Raw genomic sequence first — 17737 nt, 5'->3', positions numbered from 1 at the left:
CGGGCTGGTCCCTCATCCGGCTCGCCGCTGCCTCTTTCTCTGGAGTTCACAATGAGTACTGGGCTGATATCCCTTGCGGCAGGCGTGTTGATTGGCCTGATGTATGCCGTGCTGAAGGTGCGTTCCCCCGCGCCGCCCGCGCTGGCGCTGATTGGCCTGCTGGGGATGCTGGCGGGTGAACAGGCGACGCGACATCTGTTATCCCGCGACGGCGCGCCGCCGCCTCCGGTGACCGTTCCGCAGGTCAAATCGCAGACGGGAGCGTCATCATGAAAGCATGGATAATTTCGCTGGTGTGCGGCGTGTTTGCTGGGGTAATTTACGCCCTGCTCGACGTGCATTCCCCGGCGCCGCCGGTTGTCGCCCTGCTTGGCCTGTTTGGCATGCTGGTGGGCGAACAGCTCATCCCGGTGGGACGGCGTTTACTGAGTCGCGAACCGCTTACCCTCGCCTGGTTTCGTCACGAATGCGTGCCGAAAATCAGCGGCACGGCGCCCCCTGCGCCCGCGAAGGACGATCGCGACGTTTAATGATTTACCAGAGGAAAGACAGCATGACGCTGCCGTGGCGCATTGCCATCATTGATGACGAACGATCCGTCCGCAGCGGGCTGAGTAATCTCCTGGAGTCGGAAGGCTATACCGCCGATACGTTTGATTCGGCAGAGGTATTTCTGAGCCATCCGCTCGCCCTGTCCGGCGCGGCGCTGGTGATCACCGACATCAAGCTGCGGGGCATGAGTGGCCTGGAGCTGTTTGATAAGCTGCGGCTGCTGGCCGTACCGCCTCCGCCCGTGCTCTTTATCTCCGGTCATGCTGATGAAAATATGCAGCGGTACGCTCTTAATCTGGGCGCCGCTGCATTTTTGCGTAAGCCTATTAACATCGATATTCTGCTGGATCATATTCAGCGGGAGCTGGCCCGCCGACAATAAGGATCGCGGATGAACGAACACGAGCAGCCTGCATTCTGGCCCGCCCAGGGGAATCTTCACCAGGGGCGGGTTTTTGTCCTTAAAGAGGATGTGATTTTTACCGTGCTGGCGCAGGAGGGCGGAATCGCCTGGATGCACGCGCGACATCCTCACTCCGGCGGCTCGTTCATTATCGCCACCGCGGCGAGCGACGAAGAGGAAGAGCGGGCCACCCGGCTGCTTAAAAACGAGTTTGCGCTGCGCGACGCGCTGCAGGACAGCTGGGCCATTCGCGCCGTTGCGTCCACCCAGTACCGGGGGCGCTTCGCGCTGGTGTACGCCCCGTTTTCGTTTGAGCTGCTGGCGCGGCGCGCGGGCAGGGCGATCTCGGGCATCACGCGCTTTCTCGAGATGGCGATCCAGATTTGCGTTCCCCTGCGCCAGATGCATCTGCAAAACCTGATCCACGGCGATATCAAGCCCGGCAGTATTTTTGTTCATCACGACGGCACCTGCCGTCTGGGCAGCTTTGGCCTTTCCAGCAGTCTTTCCGATGCCATCACCCAGACCCGGCTTGCCGTTTCAGGGGGCACGCCTGCGTATATGTCGCCGGAGCACACCACCCGCACCCAGCGCCCCGTCGACGGCCGCAGCGATCTCTACAGCCTCGGCATGGTGCTGTATGAACTCCTGACCGGACGTCTGCCGTTTGAGCTGGGGGAGGACGATCGGGCCAACTGGGCGCACTATCATATTGCCTCGGCGCCGCTGGCCCCGGACGCGATCCGCCCGGACGTGCCGGGAATGCTGTCGACCATCGTCCTGAAGCTGCTGGAAAAGCACCCCGATAACCGCTACCAGACGGTCGACGGATTGATTGCCGACCTTCGCCGCTGCCAGGCGACGCTGACCTGCGAGGGCGAGATCGTCGCCTTTACCCCCGGCCAGCAGGACCGCACCCCGGCGATCCATCTGGCGGACTCCCTGTTCGCGACGCATCCGCAGGCGAACGACGTTATTGCGGCGTTTGAGCGGGTGAGTCAGAACCTGGTGCCGGAGCTGGTGACAATTGGCGGGCCGTCGGGGATCGGCAAATCCTCAATTATCGCGACGGCGCTTAAAACGCTGCAGCAGCGTACGGTGCTGCTGGCGGTGGGCAAAGTCGACCAGTTTTCGCCGTCGCTGCCCTACGGCGTATTAAGCTCCGCGTTCCGCACCCTGACGCTGCACCTGCTGGGGCTGCCCGCAGACGAGGTGGCGAAGTGGAAAATCCGCCTGTCTCGCGCCCTGGAGGGGCACGAGGCGCTGGCCGTCAGCCTGGTGCCCGAGCTGGGCCTGCTGCTGGAGAGCAAGCCGCGCTTCTCGGCCGATACGTTTTCCATAGATGCCCGGGCGCGCTTCAGCCATATGGTGCTGGCGCTGGTAAAAACCTTTGCCTCGCAGGGCTGCCCGCTGGTGCTGGTGCTCGACGATCTCCAGTGGAGCGACGCCGCCAGCCTACACACGCTCAAATATCTGCTGATGAACTGCGGCGCTGTTCCGCTGCTGGTGGTGGCGGCCCACCGGGATATCAGCGCCGTGCCCGACGCCGCCCTGCAGGCGCTGCTGGCGGGCCTGCCGGAGGCGGCGCAAAACGCGAGCGAGATTGTCCCGCAGGCGCTTTCCGTGAAAGCAGTGGCGCGCTGGCTGGCGACGGTATTTCGCACCCGCAGCGCGGCGACGACCGACCTCGCCACGCTGATCCACGAGAAAACGGGTGGCAACCCGCTCTTTGTGCACGAGTTTTTCCGCCGCATCGTGGATGACGGCCTGGTGGTGCACAACAAATATCAGGACAAGTGGCACTACGATCTGCAGGCGATCCGCGCCAGGCATTACACCGAAAACCTCGTCACCCTGGTGCTGGAGCAGCTTGAAGAGCTGCCCGACGAGACGCGCCGCCTGCTGGGCAGCATCGCCTGCCTCGGCGGCACGGGCGAGATGGAGATGATCTGCCGCGTGGTCGGCATGTCGATGGCGGAAATGCGCTATGCGCTGCACCCGGCGGTGATGGCCCAGCTCATCGTGCTGGCGGAAAAAAAGTACGCCTTCACCCACGACCGGGTGCAGGAGGCCGCCTTTGCGCTGCTGGATCGGCATGAGAGAAGCCATATTCACCTGACCACCGCCAGCCTGCTGGCCGACGCCGCGCGTCAGGCGGCGGGGAATGAGCTGCTGTTCCGCGCCGTGCACCACGTCACGGCCGCGCTGGACAGCATCCAGCCCGCCCCGCAGCGGGAGATGTTCCGCGAGCTGAGCCTGCTGGCCGCGCGACGCGCGAAGCGCTCCGGGGATTATCCTTCGGCGCTCGGCTATATCCAGACCGCCAGAGCGCTGGGCAACGCCGGGACGGTGTCGGACTTTATGCTCGATATCGAAGAGGCGGGCTGCGAGTTTGCGCTGGGGCACCTGGAGCGGACCCGCGAGCTGTGTGATGCCATTCTCGGCTGCCCAGGCGGGCTGACCGAAAAGGCGCTGGCGGCGAACCTGCTGGTGGAGGTGTACATTCGCCAGTCGGACAGCCGTCTGGCGCTGGAGGCGGCACTCTGCTGGCTGGGGATTTTTGGGATCCAGATTAGCCGCTATCCGGAAGATGCCGACTGCGACGAGGCCTGGGCGCTGTTTTGCAACCGCACGGCCGACGCGCCGCAAAACCTGTTTGCCCAGCCGTCGCGGATGGATAACCCGGAAACCGAAGCGGTGATGAACCTGCTCTACAGCGCCAGCATTTGCGCCAGCTTCATCTGCCCGCGCCTGCACTTTTTGCTGCTCTGCCGCATGATGCACCTGACCCTCGACCACGGTATTACCGGCGCCTCCACCACGGCGATGGCCTGGTTTGGCGTGCTGATTGGCCACCGCTACGCCGAGTATCGCCTTGGGTTCCAGTACGGCACGCTGGCCCGCGAGCTGGTCAATCGCCACGGCTACGACGCGTTCGAAGCCAAAACCCTGCTGCCGCTCGACCAGCTCAGCGTCTGGACCCAGCCGCTGTCGTTTACCATCGAGTGCGCAAAGGCCTGCTTCACCTCGGCGGTGACCCACGGGGATATGACGATGGCCTGCTTTGCGGCCTGCCATCAGGTGATTAACTTCCTCTCGCGGGGCGATCACCTGGATGGGGTGCTGACCAGCATCGATCGCGGCCTGGCGTTCGTGCGTAAAACCCACTTCCAGGACGTGGAAACCATTCTGATGGTCCAGCGCGGCTACGTTGAGTTTCTGCGCACGCCGGTCATCGGCACCTGGACCGCGGCGCAGGTGCTGCCGGAGGCGCTGCTTCCCGCGTCGCCGGAGCAGGCGCCGGAGAAGAACTCCACCATGCTGTTCTGGTACTGGCTCTACCGCGGCATGGCGCACTTTACCTGCGGCGAATATGTCGACGCGCAGGCGGATCTCGAGATGGCGGGCTGGTACGCGTGGTCTGCGCCGGGGCATATCCATCTGCTGGATTACCATCTCTACAGCGCACTGGCGCTGTCACGTCAGCTGACGCCGGAGACCTTCTCGGCGAATCACCGCCGCAGCATTCACGCCCACTACGACAAAATTGCCCTCTGGGCGCGCATTAATCCGGGCACGTTTGCGGATAAAGAGGCGCTGATCTACGCCGAAATCGTGCGGCTGGACGGGATGAACAGCATTGCGCTCGAGCAGTATGAGAAGGCGGTCCGGCTCTCCCGCGAGGGCGGGTTTAACCCGATCAACGCCCTGGCCCACGAGCTGGCGGGGCGCTTTTCGCTGGCCTGCGGCTACCCGACCGCCTCGGACGCGCACTTCCGCGGCTCGATTGCCGCCTGGGGCCGCGCGGGCGCGCAGGCCAAGGTGCGCCAGCTGGAGCAGGATTTCCCGCACCTGCTGGCCTCCGGGCAGGCCAGCGCCTACGACACGGTGGCCTTCGCCCAGAACGAGACCATCCGCGATCTGCAAAGCGTCATCAAAGCCTCCCGCGCGCTGTCGGAAGAGATTAACCTTGAACGCTTAATCGAAAACCTGATGACCATCCTGCTCGAACGCGCCGGGGCGCAGCGCGGCCTGCTGCTGCGCGTGAGCGAGAGCCTCATCCCGGAGATCGAGGCCAGCGCCTGGACCAGCACCGAGGGCGTGCGGGTGCGGATCCTGAAAGATGTGCCGACGGCGACCGACCTGCCGCTGTCGGTGCTGGCGGCGGTGATCCGCACCGGGCAGGAGATCCGCACCGGCAGGCCAGAGGAGTTTCATCCTTTCAGTCAGGACCCCTATCTGGTGACCTCGGGGGCGGCGGTCATGTGCGTCCCGATGTTCAAACAGGCGCGGCTGGTGGGTGTGCTGTACCTGGAAAACCGCCTGATGCCGGAGGTCTTCACCGCCGAGCACTCGCGCGTGGTGAGCCTGCTGGGCGCGCAGGCCGCGGTATCCCTGGAGACGGCGCGGCTGTACGCCGAGCTGCTGGCGGAGAACATCCAGCGCCGACGGGTGGAGAAAGAGCTGCGATCCAGCCAGACCTCGCTGATGCTCGGCGAGCAGATCAGCCACACCGGCAGCTGGCGCTGGGAGCTGGAGCAGGATCTGATGTTTGTCTCGGACGAGTACGCCCGCATTCTCGGCCTGCCCGAGCAGCAAAAGACGATCTCCATGGCGGAGTTTTTGACCTTCGTTCATGAGGACGATTACGCCCGCATCAGCGCCATCGTCACCCGGAGCGTGCGCGACGGGCTCTCCATGCGCGCGGAGTTTCGCGTTAAGCGTACCGACGGCTCAACGCGCTACCTCCTCGGGATTGGCGATCCGGTGGGCGTGGGCAGCGAGGTGAACGAGTATTACGGCATCATCACCGACATCACCAGCCAGCGCGCCGCGGAGGATGCGATGCGGGTCGCGCAGGCGGATCTGGCGCGGGTCTCCCGGGCCACCACCGTTGGGCAGCTGACCTCCTCCATCGCCCACGAGATCAACCAGCCGCTGATGTCGATCGTCTCGAACGCCGGGGCGAGCCTGCGCTGGCTCAACCGCGAGCCCGCCCGGCTGGATAAAGTGCGCGAAGGGCTGGAGGAGATCGCCGCGGAAGGCGCGCGGGCTGGGGAGATCATTCGCAGCATCCAGTCCCTGACGCGCAAGCAGGATCCCACCTTCTCGCGCATCGACATGCACTACCTGATCCACCATATCATCACGCTCTCCCGCAGCGAGCTGGAGCAGAGACACATTAGCGTTGATTATCTGTTACAGGCGCAGAACAGCTTTATCACCGGCGATAGCGTGCAGATCCAGCAGGTGCTGTTGAACCTGGTGATGAATGCGGTAGAGGCGATGGCCGAGGTGAAGGATCGCGCCAGCACCATAACCCTCAGCACCGCCAACGCGGACGGGAAAGTGATCGTCGAGATCGCCGATACCGGGAGCGGCATTGAGCCCGAGCGGCTGGAGCAGATTTTTGACTCGTTCTACTCTACCAAAGCGCAGGGGATGGGGATGGGGCTGACCATCAGCGCCAGCATCATCGAGCGCCACTGCGGGAAGCTGAGCGCGCGCCGCCGGGAGCCGTACGGCACGGTGTTCGCGTTTGCGCTGCCGCTGGCGGCGCAGGAAGGGTAAAGGTTACTCCGCAGGCTGGCTATTGGTCAGGCGCTCAACGGCCCTGACCAGCTCCGCGACGGAGCGCACCTGCATTTTCTCCATCACGCGGCGGCGGTGCACCTTCACCGTGATCTCGCTGACGCCCAGCTCGGCGGCAATCTGCTTGTTCAACATGCCGCTTATCGCCAGCGTCAGCACCTCGTGCTCGCGCGGGGTGAGGGACATGTGGCGCTGCTTCAGGGCGTAGTGCTCTTTATTGCGCACGGCGTTGTGTTCCGCCAGCTGAAGCGCGGACTCAATGGCGTCGATAAGCGCGGTGGATTCGACGGGCTTGGTGAGAAATTCGTACGCGCCGCCTTTAATGGCGCGCACCGACATCGGGATAGTGCCGTGGCCGGTAAGAAAAATAATCGGGATTTCGCGCCCGCTGTCCTTAAGGGCATCAGCCACCTCAAAGCCCGAGATGGCGGGCATTTGCATATCGAGGACTACGCACGACGGGAGCTCTTCAAAGCGGTGTTGAAGAAACGCTTCTGCCGATGAAAAGCCGACGGCGTTCAGGTCCGCCGAATCCAGCAGCCCGATCACGGACTGCCTGACTGCGTCATCGTCATCAACCACATACACAATGTGTTCCATTCACCGCCCCGGTGCTGATTTACATGTCGAGGATGCAAACAATCCCGCCGGTTACGTAAGGGACTGTTTATGCTGACTTTCATCTTAACACATTAACTATCATTATCATTTAACAATATGATAACCGTATGAAGATGAAGTATAGCGATCCGTGACCGGAGCGGTGAAGGAACGAAACGCTGATTTTATGCACCCACAAGCTCGATGCGGTTGCCGTCCGGATCCGCAATTACCGCTTCATAGAAGCCGTCCCCGGTCATGCGCGGGGCGCTGAGCAGCGTGCCGTTGGCCTGTGCACGCCCGGCCATGCTGTCGACCTGCGCTTTGCTGCCGACGTTGATGGCGATATGCGCCCAGCCGATAAACTCCGGGTGCGCAGGGGCGTCGGGCAGATCCGGTAGCGTCATCAGCTCGATGGTCGGCCCGTCATCCAGCGTAATAAAGTGTGATTCGAAACCGGGACGATTTTTACTGACGTAGCGTTCGTTACTGCGGCCACCAAACACCGTTTCCCAGAACTGAACCTGCGCGTTCAGGCTGCGGGTCCAGAGTGCGACATGGGCAATATTCATAAGCTCCCTCGTTATTTGTCTGTGAGGACTTTCACCGGTAAAACAGGCTACACTCTGGTTTTGAGCGCGACAAGCTGAGGAAATAACAATGCACTACACACTGAAAGATAGCGACAAGGAAAAAGCGGAAGGGTCAAACGGCGCGGGCGCTCTGCAGCAAAAACTGCTGGAGTCTCGTTCGATTGTGATCTCCGGTGAGATCAACCAGGAGCTGGCGCAGAAGGTCATCACCCAGATGATCCTGCTGCAAAGCGTCAGCAACGATCCGATCAAGCTGTACATCAACAGCCAGGGCGGCCACGTGGAAGCGGGCGATACCATCCACGACTTCATCAAGTTCATCCGCCCGGAAGTGCACGTCATCGGCACCGGCTGGGTGGCGAGCGCCGGGATCACCATCTTCCTGGCGGCGAAGAAAGAGCACCGCTACTCGCTGCCAAATACCCGCTTTATGATCCACCAGCCGCTGGGCGGCGTGCGCGGTCAGGCGACGGATATTGAGATCGAAGCGCGCGAGATCATCCGCATGCTGGATCGCGTGAACAAGCTGATCGCTGACGCCACCGGCCAGCCGCTGGAAAAAGTGAAAAAAGACACCGACCGCAACTTCTGGATGTCTCCGGCAGAAGCGCTGGACTACGGCATCGTGGGTAAACTGATTACCCATTATGACGAGCTGAAGCTGGATTAAGTTTTCGCGGCGTGTTTGAGTCGGGTGACGGCTTCGCCTAACCCGACCTACGCCGGACCTAGCGTACCTCGAACACCACCGCCATCCAGTTCGTTCGCGTGCCTGGCGGAAACGCCGGGTAAGGATCGAGCCGTGTACATGCCCCCGCCCAGATGTATGTATCCTCATCAATGCGATACCAGTGCGCGTTGCCTTCCACAGCATCCCCCATCACCGCAGCCTGCACCGTCAGCTGGCTTCCCGCAGGGAGTTCACGCGCCACGGGCGAGAATACCGAGGGGTTCTGTTTACGCGTGTAGACCGCTGTTGTGGTCTTAACAAAGCCAGTGACCGGCAGTTCAGTGAAATCGCTCATTTCAGGCCTCATGACAGTTCTCTCTTAACGTAACGATATAAGCCGCTGTAAATATGGCGATCACGATAAAGCGTGAAACTGTCAGAATGTGTCATGCAGAAGTCTGAAAGGCACCCGTTGAGCGGGTGCCTGGAGGATTACTTAATTCTGGGCTGCGATGCTGATAAGTTCGTAGATTTTTTTTGCCCCGGCATTTGATTGAGTCAGTTCAATATTATGTTTCTGGCCATTCTTCATATGCAGGACAATTTTTTTATTAAAGGATCCTTTTATGACTACGCTACTGACTTCGCTGAAGCGGGCGTAGAAAGTTTCATACAATTTTCCCAACACGCAAAAAACACCGTCATCGGTTAATACCACACCATGATCCCCTTGGCCGAAAACCGTTTCGTCGTAGTAGAACAGGATCGCATCTTCCGTGAGAGGAGGCAGCGATTGACGATGACTGGCCGCCTGGACGAAATTGCTTATTTTTTTCGCGTTGAGATTGTCGTAGCGGTAAAAGTTGTGGTCTTTGTTCGTCGCATACTGTGTTAATTCACCCCCGGCTGGTTTGTGTTCCAGCGCTGGCAAGGTTTGCTGTGGCTGTTGTGGTGTTGTTATCGTTGCCTCCGATACGGAACCAACCATAGAGGCACCAACAGCTCCCATCCCCGGAAGCGTCTGGGAGGTCACGCTATGTTGAATGGTGGTCACAGTTCGGGTGTAAGCGTTGACATGGCTCCCGCCTCGCATATGCGCTGATACGTTTTGCGGGGTTTTGACCACGGTCTGCACCGGGGTCAGCACGGTTCTGAATGCCGCGCGTAAGGATGCCACAATCGAGACGATCAGAAGTGCGATAAGTGGGACCGAAAGCCACATAATTGAAAAATAGAAAATACTTTGCTTAGTGTTGGTTGCCAGCTGCGTTAACCTGGAACAATAAAGCCCTGCAGTTATCACGTACACGACACCACAAGCGATAGTGGCAGCCATGTTGCTCTCCCCGTCCATTGCCATTTCCTGGATAACGGGAAAGAGCAAACATCCATAGAGAACAGCGCTAAAGAGCGCATCGGGAAGTAATGTTTTTATCGTCTCAAAGGCTTTCGCAATATTGTAGAAGATCCATAGAAGTAACAATATCCAGCCAATGACAGGAATAGCTGCGGCGATAGCCATTAGTATCATGCTGACGATCATACTGCCAAGAATATTGCCTAAATGCCCTTCCGAAATAAGATACCAGATAAAATACAGGAAGGAACCGGCGAGAACGGCCGGGAAGGCGACCACAACGCTTGCAGGTATAAAGAAAACGAACCCGCCAAAGATAAGTAATAACAAAAAGCAAAGGCCAGGTCCATTATTGTCAGGTGTTGAGTTTGCTTCAGCGTCTATAGACATATTAGTGATCTGCCTGTGGGTTAATGATAGGGAATGGAATAAATGCCCTTGGTGTAAGCAAACTGAGAGGTAAAGGCTGTTTGGTCTTTCCGTTAACTAATGCCAGTGACGTCAGGCGCAGCGTGAGATTGCTTTCGCAATAATGCTCGCCTTCGGCGAAAGCCGTTTGGTATCGCGTGGCATCAGAATCGCCGAATGGGTCTACCTGCAAAGTATCATGAGCTACAAGGTTATTTTTTGCATCAACGAGGTCAAAGCCTACCTCTAACGAACCAACGCTTTCCATGCCACTGTCCAGCGTGAAAGTGGCGCTGCACATCCCTTGATTTGCCCAGACGGTGTTTGAGTGCCAGATCTCAATCGCATGAGTTGGAGCAGCGAATAAAAGACATGCGAATACTGTGCTACAGTGTAAGTAACGGCTCATCATATTTTACCATCCTGAAAATGATGTATTAATCAACATAACCGTATGTTGCATCATCACCGGTGTCCGCTTCTTTTACGAGGCCTTGACCGCGATATTCATTAGGTAAAAACCCCCCATTAGTGCACTCTTTTTTCATGATGAGCTTTTGGTTTTTATATACTTTCAGGCCGGTATAATCCCATCCTTTTCCCGTACCGCTATAAACAACATAGCTGTAGTTGCCATTGATGAAACGATAATAATAAGCGCCTCCACCTGAGAACGTCATTTCACCCAGGCGAACCTGCGTTTTGTCTCCCTCATTTTGGGGGAGAGTCATTTCTACTTTTTCAAGTGAGCCGTAATAATAAGTAGGAACATCGTGATCCAGACGGACGATAACGTATTTTCCGTTCGTGAGTTCGCAGTTGAAAATAAGTTCAGGCTCAGGCGGTGCAGCATGAACGCTTGGAGTTGTCGCCAGAAGTGTCAATAATCCAGCAGAGAGTAATTGAGATTTCAACGTTATTTTTCCTTAGCAGGTAAAGCAGCCGGTAATCCGGCTGCTATTTTATTATTGTGAAGCCAGTGTTTCTTGTAATTCATTCAGCTGTCCCTGCAGCTTCTGCAGTTCCATCTGTTTTTGCAATTCGGAAGCGCTTGGTTTGTTTTGCGCCTCCTTCATACTTTTTTCCAGGTCTGCAACTTGCTTTTGAGCATCAGCCCGGCCAGCTGTTTTTTTCTTCAACTGGGCGACCAGATTGTTCATCGACTTTTGCAGTTCTTGCTGCGATTTTTGTTTACTGGCTACGTTGGCATTGCTCAGTGCTTTCTCTTTTTCAATCGCATCATTCACCGCTTTGAACTCTTTATTCAGTTCCTGATCGTGTTGCAGCGTTTTTTGTTTATCTTCAACGCGCTTATCCCAGGTGCCGGAGTAGTTGCAGTTAAATTTGGTAATAATGCTGACATCACCGGTTGTCGGGTCACAATCTCGCGCGTTAGTGGCACAGCCGGCTAATATGAGTGCGCTGAGTGCAAGAAAAATATAACGCATTGCTATTCCCCTCAACCGACTTTCAGCGCGGTGCGCTGGGTATAGAGGCTATCGAGCTCGCCCTGCAGAGAGCCAATTTTGTCGCGCATCAACGCAATCTCGCTATCCAGATTTTGGGTATCACTGCCGGATTTGCTCATGTCTGCAGAAACGTCCTGCCACTGCTTCTCATGTTTTTTCATGTCGGTGATGGTGCCGCGAAGGTAAGCAATGTTGGCATCCACTCCTTTAATTTGCTTCTGTACGGCGTCTTTTTTCACCGTGTTTGCAGCCATATCTTTTTCTATTTGAGCGAGGGTCTTTTTATCAGAGTCGATAACCGATTTTGCAACGCTGGTTGCGTTCTGAATGCGTTTGTTTTCGGCTTCAACATCCTTAATCGTTGCGTTTAACTGCAGCTCTTGGGAGGCGTATTTTTTGCGCTGATTATCCAGATAGGCGTTAGCCCCCATACCCACACCGCAACCGGCGATAGCGGCGGCGGCCATACATACCGCTTTGTTGCTGGAGTTACTGACAGCGCAAGCCAGTGCGCCGATTACCGCGCCGCCAGCACAGGCCTGCCAGCCTGATTTATTGAAAAACTCAACGTCCTGATTATTGGCAAGGCGCGGGTCGACGCCGCCACTACTTCCCGTACTGCCATTCTGGCACCCCGCCAGAAATACCATCATTCCTGCTATCACTGCTGTGCGAATAACCTTTAACATTCCAATCTCCTGAACTATTTAATTATTTTTTTTACATGAACTAAGCCACGCCTCGCGCGCAACTTTTCCATCTTTCCAGTACCCCTGAAGGTTCTTCCAGTAGGTATCGAGATAACCGTTAAGGTTGGTTTTTCCGCGTGCAGCCATCTGTTGCAATACGACAGCGACCTGCGGTTCGATGAGGGGTTTGTCATAGGTTTTGCCCATGTCTACCAGGGTGTCAGCGTAATAACTGGTAATAAAATCAAGGGCTTTTTGATGTTGACCAAGCTGTTCCTGACGGCGGGAGCAATTAGCATCAAGCTGGCTGCCTGCGGCACAGGTTTTGGTGAAGAGCTGGTTGAGACGATCGTAAAACTCGCCGTCATCTTTCATTTTTGTGCACAAAAAGGCGCCCAACTGTAACGATGTGCGTATTGCCTGATCCCGTTGTTCATCCCGAAGCTGGCTATTTGCGCGCAGCTCACCGCGCAGTTGCTCAAGTTGTTTCTTCAGCGCGTCATCCTGGACTTTTGCCGAGATAGCATTCAGGTTTTTTAGCGAATCATCAGCTTTGCCTGCAGGTGTCTCCTTTTTACCCGTGCCTAATGATTGCCACTCTTTTTCAATCTCTTTCACCCGCTCGCGTGATGTCAGGGTTGTGGAAACTAAAACCAGACGAACACCGGTGCTTTTGGTTGTATTCTCGCCCGCATTGGCATAGTACGGCTCCTCTCCACGCAGTGAACTGCGGATATCCGCCTGAGGAGTCATATAACTGCCCCCCCGAACGACATAGCCCCCAGCCTTACCATGCAGGCGATCGAGCTTGTTCAGGCGGAACGGGTCAAACATCATCTCTGCTGCGTTGCCCAGTATGTCGTGCAATCCGAGCGGGTTAGGTTTCAGCAGGCCGGTAAGCTGAAGTTTTCCATTTGCAGACTGTGCCCCCGCAAACCAGACATAACCGTTTAATCCTTCAGGCATGGGGAAGTGGCGATCGCGGAACTCTGCGGGGGAAACCGCGAGCCCGCCGCGTGCGGCAAACTCCCACTCGGTTTCTGTCGGAAGCCGTAAAAATCCCGCCTGACCATCATCTTCAGGCAGTGCAGAAAGTTTTTCTTTTCGTAACCACAGGTTGTATTGATTTGCGAATACCATGGCATCCATCCAGCCAATACTCACCTTCGGTAAACGTCCTTTCATATCCGTCGTCGGGCATTCCCCAGAAAGCGCGCGATACTGCAGGTCGCTCAGTTCATATTTGGCCATCAGGTAATAACGGCCCTTACCACCCTTCTCCGGGAAACTGCCTGCAATGTGTTCCTGGCGAGATTGTTCAACGTATCCCCAGTCGTCGCCTTCTTGCCCCAGCGTGATGTTGTAATCTTCCAGCGGTTTATTCAGCGGGATAGCGACTTTGCGAAATGCCATGGCACCGTCGCACGGCATAGGCAATATCACGTCATCGGCCAGAGGTTTTGGGTTCCAGAACTTTTCATCCCAGGTGGCATTCGCCGCGCAGGCGTACCCGAGTCCAATGATAGCCAGGCTCATCGCCAGTTTAGATTTCACGTAAACTCTCCGCAGGTTCGATTTTCAGTGCGCGCAGTGCTCCGATAGCGGCCACGCCTAACGCCACGGCAAGGACACAGAGCAATGCGGCGATAAAATGAAGGGGGTCAAGGTGACAGACGAATGCCTGGTCCGGTAAAGAACTGCCCAACACATGGTTGAACAATGCGCTGCCCAGCAGGTAGATGATCACACCCAGTCCGTATGAGACGCCGGTCAAACACAGCGCCTGAATAATAATAAAAAGCGTCACAGCGCGACGGCGAAAACCCAGAAGGCGCAGCACGGCCATATCTTTGCGCTTACGATCAATGTTGGCGATGAAGGCACCGACTAACGAGGCGATGCACCCTGATGCAGAGATCCAGGCAATCACGCCAAAGATAATCCCCAGCACACGGTCGATGGCACGCACAGACTCAATTTGAGCTGACTGAGTGATAGCCTCAATGTTCTGCGTCTCCAGCCACCGCGCGAGGAGTGAAACGTCATCTATCGAACTGGCATAGATACGTGCTCTTGAATAGCGGGTTCTCTCTCTGGGCGGCTTGCCATCGCTGACCCCCAGCAAGGGAACCTGAAAGCCATCGCGGTAGTCTTCCAGAGCAACAAGCAAAGGCAATGTAATAAAGGCACCTTGACGTGAAAATTTTGCGTCATCCAGCACGCCGGTAACGGTTAAAGCGAACGTGGCGCGTTGGTTTTTCCCTTCGCTTTTTCGGCTCACCATCAGGCGCAGGATATCTCCTGGCTGCACGCCAAGGCGCCGTGCCGCACTGGCGCTGAGTACGGTATCGCTGTCTTTGACCGGTGCTCTGACATCCTGCAAAAGAGGATCGCCTTTGGCCGTCGGGATCACTTCAGCACCCGGGACAAAGTGTTGCCCGTCCCGGACCAGATCGGCCTGAGTGTTCAGCGAACGGGTTAACGGAATCGAAAATCCGACTTCTGAACGGCGGGCGAGCTTATCAAGCCAGGCAAAATCATAATTACCATTACCCGTTATACGTACTTCCCGGGTGCGAGGGTCGTCGAGAAGCTGATGGCGAAGCTGGCTGACAATGCCATTCTTCAATCCGAACAGCAGCAATAACGGTGCGATAACGGCAATCAAAGAGAAGATGATGCACAGCGCGACCTTGCGATCGTGAATGAGATCGCGCAGAGCCATACGGCATAGCAGGGTGCCTGACGCTGGCATATCAGCTGGGTAAGAAGACACTTTTTCCCTCTCCGGTCACGGCCTGATATCGGTCAATCCCAAAATGCGTCACGCGCTGCCAGTCGTGGCTCACAACAATGGCTGCCATATCCAGTGAGCGCACCATGCCGATCATCAGGTCAAACAGCCGGTCTGCATTATCAGGATCCAGCGCCGCAGTCGGTTCATCGGCAAGGAGTAAGCGTGGCTGGTGGGCAATCGCACGGATGAAGGCAACGCGCTGGCGCTCGCCGATAGAAAGCCGGGAAGGCATTCTTGTCAGCAGCGGCCGCACGCCCAGGCTGTCGATGGCCTTATCGAGCCAGGCTGACTGTAGGCTAAGTCCTGCCAGCCTGCGAACCAGAGTGATGTTTTCTATCACGGGTAACCAGGGCAACAAGCCGCCGTGCTGTAGCATAAACCCAAGCTCGCGTGCGCGAAGCGCGGCCAGGACAGGCTCGTTTTCAGCCATGAGCGGTATTGAAATATCGCGACCGGCGAGCCGGTATTCGGCAAGATGCGCTGGGCGGAGGATCGCCCCTATCATCTCCAGAAGCGTGCTTTTACCGCACCCGCTAGGCCCGGTTAGAGCGACCACCTCTCCCTTTTTCAACGAGAGGTGCGGGAGGGCGACGCTATAGCCATGCGTTCCGCCCCGGCTGATCTCCATATCGCGGATCCTCAACATCAGGGCAGGTTCTCCAGAGGTACCGGATAAACGTTATCGCGTGGGTCGCTATCGGGCGCTAATGCCACCCAACGGTCTACATCCTGGTTGTAGCGTTGATAGTAATTAAGCTTGGTATTCAGCCTGCGGATGAAACGCTCCTGCTCAAGGCCATCCCAGCTTTTCCAGGTTTCTTCGTCCAGGCTCAATACTTCACTGAGGTAAGGTAAGCTCTCGATATATTCACCGAGCAGCCCCATCTCTCCTAGGCGGGTCGCATTTTTCCCTTTCGCCTGGTTTGGATCGTTGCCCATGGTTGCCGCCAGAGAACGCAGGCTGGCAAACATGTCATCCGGAGAGATCATCCCCTCATTGGCGGCATTGACGATCTTCTTCATGACATCGCTCAGATCGCTGAGCTCGCTTTTCGTGAGCAGTACGCGCACCTCGGTCGCCGGGATGTTTTGGTCAATCAGATCGCGGTCGCTTATCCATGACTTGAATACCGGTGGTGCCGTGGTGCCTTGCTTTTCACCCAGATAGGCAAGACGCATTGCCTTACTTAACTTGTCGGCATCACTGAGCAGGGGATCTTCTTTCTTACCGGCATATTTAGGGCTTGCCCCCAGCGCGCTCCCCGCCGTTTCTTCGCCGCTCCAGGCTGTTTTAATCTGGCCGGTAATGGCATTCGCCAGGTTATCGACCATACTACCGAAGCTATTTACATCACCTGAATCAATAGGATAGTAGAGCGGTTTGTGCAGGAATGGATTTAACGTCAGCTCCTGATACTGGGCTTCAGCAGAACTGTGATTTTTCTTACCATCAGAGGTTTTCAGATGTAACGCATACAGCGCAACGCCACGATAGGCGGCTTCCTGACGCACCTGGGCGGCATCCAGATGGGTTGACGAGAGCTTATCTGTGCCATCAAGCGCGCCTGCGTCAGTAATCAGTACAACGTAGCGGGCGCCAAACTGCGTCCAGTCCACTTTGTCCAGCGCTGTCATGACCCCGCCGTAAGCATCTTCATCAACCTTGCTGCTGGAAACGGTAGCCTGCTTCAGGTCATGTACTTTAGCGAGGAAGTCTTTACCATCTTTAACGGTATTGGGGTCGACATACATCTTGCTGTCGTATTCAAGACCCGGAACCGCTTTCACGCTGGAGCGGAAAGCTACCAGGCCAAACTTGACCTGATCCTGTAAGTGTTCCTTCTCGATCCTCTTGTAGATCTTATCGATCGCCTCTTTAGTGCGATCGATATACGGCCCCATCGAGATGGTGGAGTCGATCACAAAGACAACCGAGGCGGAGAACCCTTTCATCATGTTCTTTTCATCAGCAGCGGACGCGGCCTTTTTTGCGGGCGACTTTTCGCTGACGGAGGCAACGTTGAGTACACGTACCTGGAAGCCGGTATCGGTAAACACATCATCTGAGCCAAGAACAGGTAAGAGATAAAAGTTTTTTAACTGATCCACCATGTAATCAGGCTCGCGTGCCAGAACCTGCGGGACCGGTTTATGGCTGCTCAAACTGTTGAGCATTGGTTGCAATGTTGCCGCAGGGTTTTTGCTGTTCAGAAGAGACTCAACGTCGGATTTCTCTTTAAAGAACAGCATCGGTTGACGGCCAGCAGGATTGGTAAACGCCAGCGTCAGCTGCATTTTCCAGTCAACGGTGCAGGAGGATTTCATCCAGCCAGCGGTATGACCAAAGCTGTCCGGCCCAACCTGCAGCCACGTGTCCTGACCCAGCGTTGTCCTTTGGTAAACATAGAATCGACTAAAGGCCGGCTGCTCTTTACCTGCTTCACCTGCTTTGGCGGACAGCTGGCAGCCTGGGTAAGTCAGTACCCGCTGGAATAACGCATGTTTACCTTCCTGCAAAAGCGGCTGTTTACCCGCGGCACAGGCGGGGGATGCCAGCGTTGCGGCACACACCAGGCTACTGAACCAATGCATGTATTTCATTGTTTA

At 56.7% G+C, this 17737-nt stretch carries 17 protein-coding genes; 5 read left to right on the top strand and 12 right to left on the bottom strand.

The genetic code is table 11. From position 1 onward, the window contains the following. Positions 1–51 precede the first annotated feature (51 nt). The 4 genes from M2422_RS11895 to M2422_RS11880 are packed head-to-tail and all read left to right on the top strand — an operon-like array spanning position 52 to position 6526. The gene (locus M2422_RS11895; RefSeq protein ID WP_039260948.1) at positions 52–273 is read left to right on the top strand and encodes a DUF1427 family protein; all 222 of its coding nucleotides are present in this window, start codon (positions 52–54) and stop codon (positions 271–273) included. Next, the gene (locus M2422_RS11890; RefSeq protein ID WP_064673164.1) at positions 270–530 is read left to right on the top strand and encodes a XapX domain-containing protein; all 261 of its coding nucleotides are present in this window, start codon (positions 270–272) and stop codon (positions 528–530) included. Before M2422_RS11895 ends, M2422_RS11890 begins: the two co-directional genes overlap by 4 nt. Positions 531–553: 23 nt before the next feature. Then, positions 554–934 (top strand): response regulator transcription factor, encoded by a 381-nt coding sequence (locus M2422_RS11885; RefSeq protein ID WP_064673165.1) that lies wholly within the window; start codon positions 554–556, stop codon positions 932–934. A gap of 9 nt (positions 935–943) precedes the next feature. After that, positions 944–6526 (top strand): ATP-binding protein, encoded by a 5583-nt coding sequence (locus M2422_RS11880; protein WP_064673166.1) that lies wholly within the window; start codon positions 944–946, stop codon positions 6524–6526. Between the two features lie 3 nt (positions 6527–6529). Here M2422_RS11880 and M2422_RS11875 read toward each other — a convergent pair whose 3' ends face one another. Both M2422_RS11875 and M2422_RS11870 read right to left on the bottom strand, forming a co-directional pair. Beyond that, positions 6530–7147: a response regulator transcription factor gene (locus tag M2422_RS11875; protein WP_033144524.1), complete on the bottom strand. Its 618-nt coding sequence runs from the start codon at positions 7145–7147 to the stop codon at positions 6530–6532. A gap of 185 nt (positions 7148–7332) precedes the next feature. Then, on the bottom strand, positions 7333–7719 hold the full coding sequence (locus M2422_RS11870) for a VOC family protein (protein ID WP_045888820.1): 387 nt from the start codon (positions 7717–7719) through the stop codon (positions 7333–7335). 88 nt (positions 7720–7807) lie between these two features. On the opposite strand from M2422_RS11870, the gene M2422_RS11865 reads away from it, so the two are divergent. Beyond that, positions 7808–8410 carry an ATP-dependent Clp protease proteolytic subunit gene (locus M2422_RS11865; protein WP_023310243.1) on the top strand — a complete coding sequence of 201 codons (603 nt, stop codon included), beginning with the start codon at positions 7808–7810 and terminating at the stop codon, positions 8408–8410. Positions 8411–8468: 58 nt separating this feature from the next. On the opposite strand, the gene M2422_RS11860 is transcribed toward M2422_RS11865, so the two are convergent. The 10 genes from M2422_RS11860 to M2422_RS11815 all read right to left on the bottom strand — a co-directional run bounded on the left by M2422_RS11860 (position 8469) and on the right by M2422_RS11815 (position 17731). Next, positions 8469–8765 carry a hypothetical protein gene (locus tag M2422_RS11860; RefSeq protein ID WP_033144527.1) on the bottom strand — a complete coding sequence of 99 codons (297 nt, stop codon included), beginning with the start codon at positions 8763–8765 and terminating at the stop codon, positions 8469–8471. A gap of 141 nt (positions 8766–8906) precedes the next feature. Continuing rightward, positions 8907–10157 carry a hypothetical protein gene (locus M2422_RS11855; protein WP_064673167.1) on the bottom strand — a complete coding sequence of 417 codons (1251 nt, stop codon included), beginning with the start codon at positions 10155–10157 and terminating at the stop codon, positions 8907–8909. A 1-nt stretch (position 10158) separates the two neighbouring features. Beyond that, positions 10159–10587: an IrmA family protein gene (locus tag M2422_RS11850; RefSeq protein ID WP_064673168.1), complete on the bottom strand. Its 429-nt coding sequence runs from the start codon at positions 10585–10587 to the stop codon at positions 10159–10161. A 25-nt stretch (positions 10588–10612) separates the two neighbouring features. Further along, a complete protein-coding gene (locus M2422_RS11845) occupies positions 10613–11089 on the bottom strand; it encodes a hypothetical protein (RefSeq protein WP_058840477.1) in 477 nt (158 codons plus the stop codon). Positions 11090–11140: 51 nt separating this feature from the next. Next, entirely contained in the window at positions 11141–11623 is a 483-nt protein-coding gene (locus M2422_RS11840) for a hypothetical protein (protein WP_033144529.1), read from the bottom strand. A gap of 11 nt (positions 11624–11634) precedes the next feature. Continuing rightward, positions 11635–12333: a hypothetical protein gene (locus M2422_RS11835; protein ID WP_033144530.1), complete on the bottom strand. Its 699-nt coding sequence runs from the start codon at positions 12331–12333 to the stop codon at positions 11635–11637. Between the two features lie 18 nt (positions 12334–12351). Continuing rightward, on the bottom strand, positions 12352–13887 hold the full coding sequence (locus tag M2422_RS11830) for a formylglycine-generating enzyme family protein (RefSeq protein ID WP_259140825.1): 1536 nt from the start codon (positions 13885–13887) through the stop codon (positions 12352–12354). Continuing rightward, a complete protein-coding gene (locus M2422_RS11825) occupies positions 13877–15058 on the bottom strand; it encodes an ABC transporter permease (RefSeq protein WP_224435042.1) in 1182 nt (393 codons plus the stop codon). The genes M2422_RS11830 and M2422_RS11825 overlap by 11 nt, the downstream gene beginning before the upstream one ends. A gap of 31 nt (positions 15059–15089) precedes the next feature. Then, positions 15090–15776 (bottom strand): ABC transporter ATP-binding protein, encoded by a 687-nt coding sequence (locus tag M2422_RS11820; RefSeq protein WP_087823597.1) that lies wholly within the window; start codon positions 15774–15776, stop codon positions 15090–15092. Next, entirely contained in the window at positions 15776–17731 is a 1956-nt protein-coding gene (locus M2422_RS11815) for a vWA domain-containing protein (RefSeq protein ID WP_033144532.1), read from the bottom strand. The genes M2422_RS11820 and M2422_RS11815 overlap by 1 nt, the downstream gene beginning before the upstream one ends. Positions 17732–17737: the final 6 nt, after the last annotated feature.

Origin of the sequence: Enterobacter sp. SLBN-59 (assembly GCF_024807915.1) — a bacterium.
Lineage (GTDB): Bacteria > Pseudomonadota > Gammaproteobacteria > Enterobacterales > Enterobacteriaceae > Enterobacter > Enterobacter asburiae_B.
Note: the sequence above shows the minus strand (reverse complement) of the source record. Positions and strands in the feature narration are given on the sequence as shown.

Bases quoted from the DNA above. Each gene is read 5' to 3' on its own strand.
- M2422_RS11880 (WP_064673166.1), top strand. From the start codon at position 944: ATGAACGAACACGAGCAGCCTGCATTCTGGCCCGCCCAGGGGAATCTT.
- M2422_RS11895 (WP_039260948.1), top strand. From the start codon at position 52: ATGAGTACTGGGCTGATATCCCTTGCGGCAGGCGTGTTGATTGGCCTG.
- M2422_RS11850 (WP_064673168.1), bottom strand. From the start codon at position 10,587: ATGATGAGCCGTTACTTACACTGTAGCACAGTATTCGCATGTCTTTTA.
- M2422_RS11820 (WP_087823597.1), bottom strand. From the start codon at position 15,776: ATGTTGAGGATCCGCGATATGGAGATCAGCCGGGGCGGAACGCATGGC.
- M2422_RS11815 (WP_033144532.1), bottom strand. From the start codon at position 17,731: ATGAAATACATGCATTGGTTCAGTAGCCTGGTGTGTGCCGCAACGCTG.
- M2422_RS11885 (WP_064673165.1), top strand. From the start codon at position 554: ATGACGCTGCCGTGGCGCATTGCCATCATTGATGACGAACGATCCGTC.
- M2422_RS11890 (WP_064673164.1), top strand. From the start codon at position 270: ATGAAAGCATGGATAATTTCGCTGGTGTGCGGCGTGTTTGCTGGGGTA.
- M2422_RS11825 (WP_224435042.1), bottom strand. From the start codon at position 15,058: ATGGCTCTGCGCGATCTCATTCACGATCGCAAGGTCGCGCTGTGCATC.
- M2422_RS11835 (WP_033144530.1), bottom strand. From the start codon at position 12,333: ATGTTAAAGGTTATTCGCACAGCAGTGATAGCAGGAATGATGGTATTT.
- M2422_RS11855 (WP_064673167.1), bottom strand. From the start codon at position 10,157: ATGTCTATAGACGCTGAAGCAAACTCAACACCTGACAATAATGGACCT.
- M2422_RS11840 (WP_033144529.1), bottom strand. From the start codon at position 11,623: ATGCGTTATATTTTTCTTGCACTCAGCGCACTCATATTAGCCGGCTGT.
- M2422_RS11860 (WP_033144527.1), bottom strand. From the start codon at position 8,765: ATGAGCGATTTCACTGAACTGCCGGTCACTGGCTTTGTTAAGACCACA.
- M2422_RS11875 (WP_033144524.1), bottom strand. From the start codon at position 7,147: ATGGAACACATTGTGTATGTGGTTGATGACGATGACGCAGTCAGGCAG.
- M2422_RS11870 (WP_045888820.1), bottom strand. From the start codon at position 7,719: ATGAATATTGCCCATGTCGCACTCTGGACCCGCAGCCTGAACGCGCAG.
- M2422_RS11865 (WP_023310243.1), top strand. From the start codon at position 7,808: ATGCACTACACACTGAAAGATAGCGACAAGGAAAAAGCGGAAGGGTCA.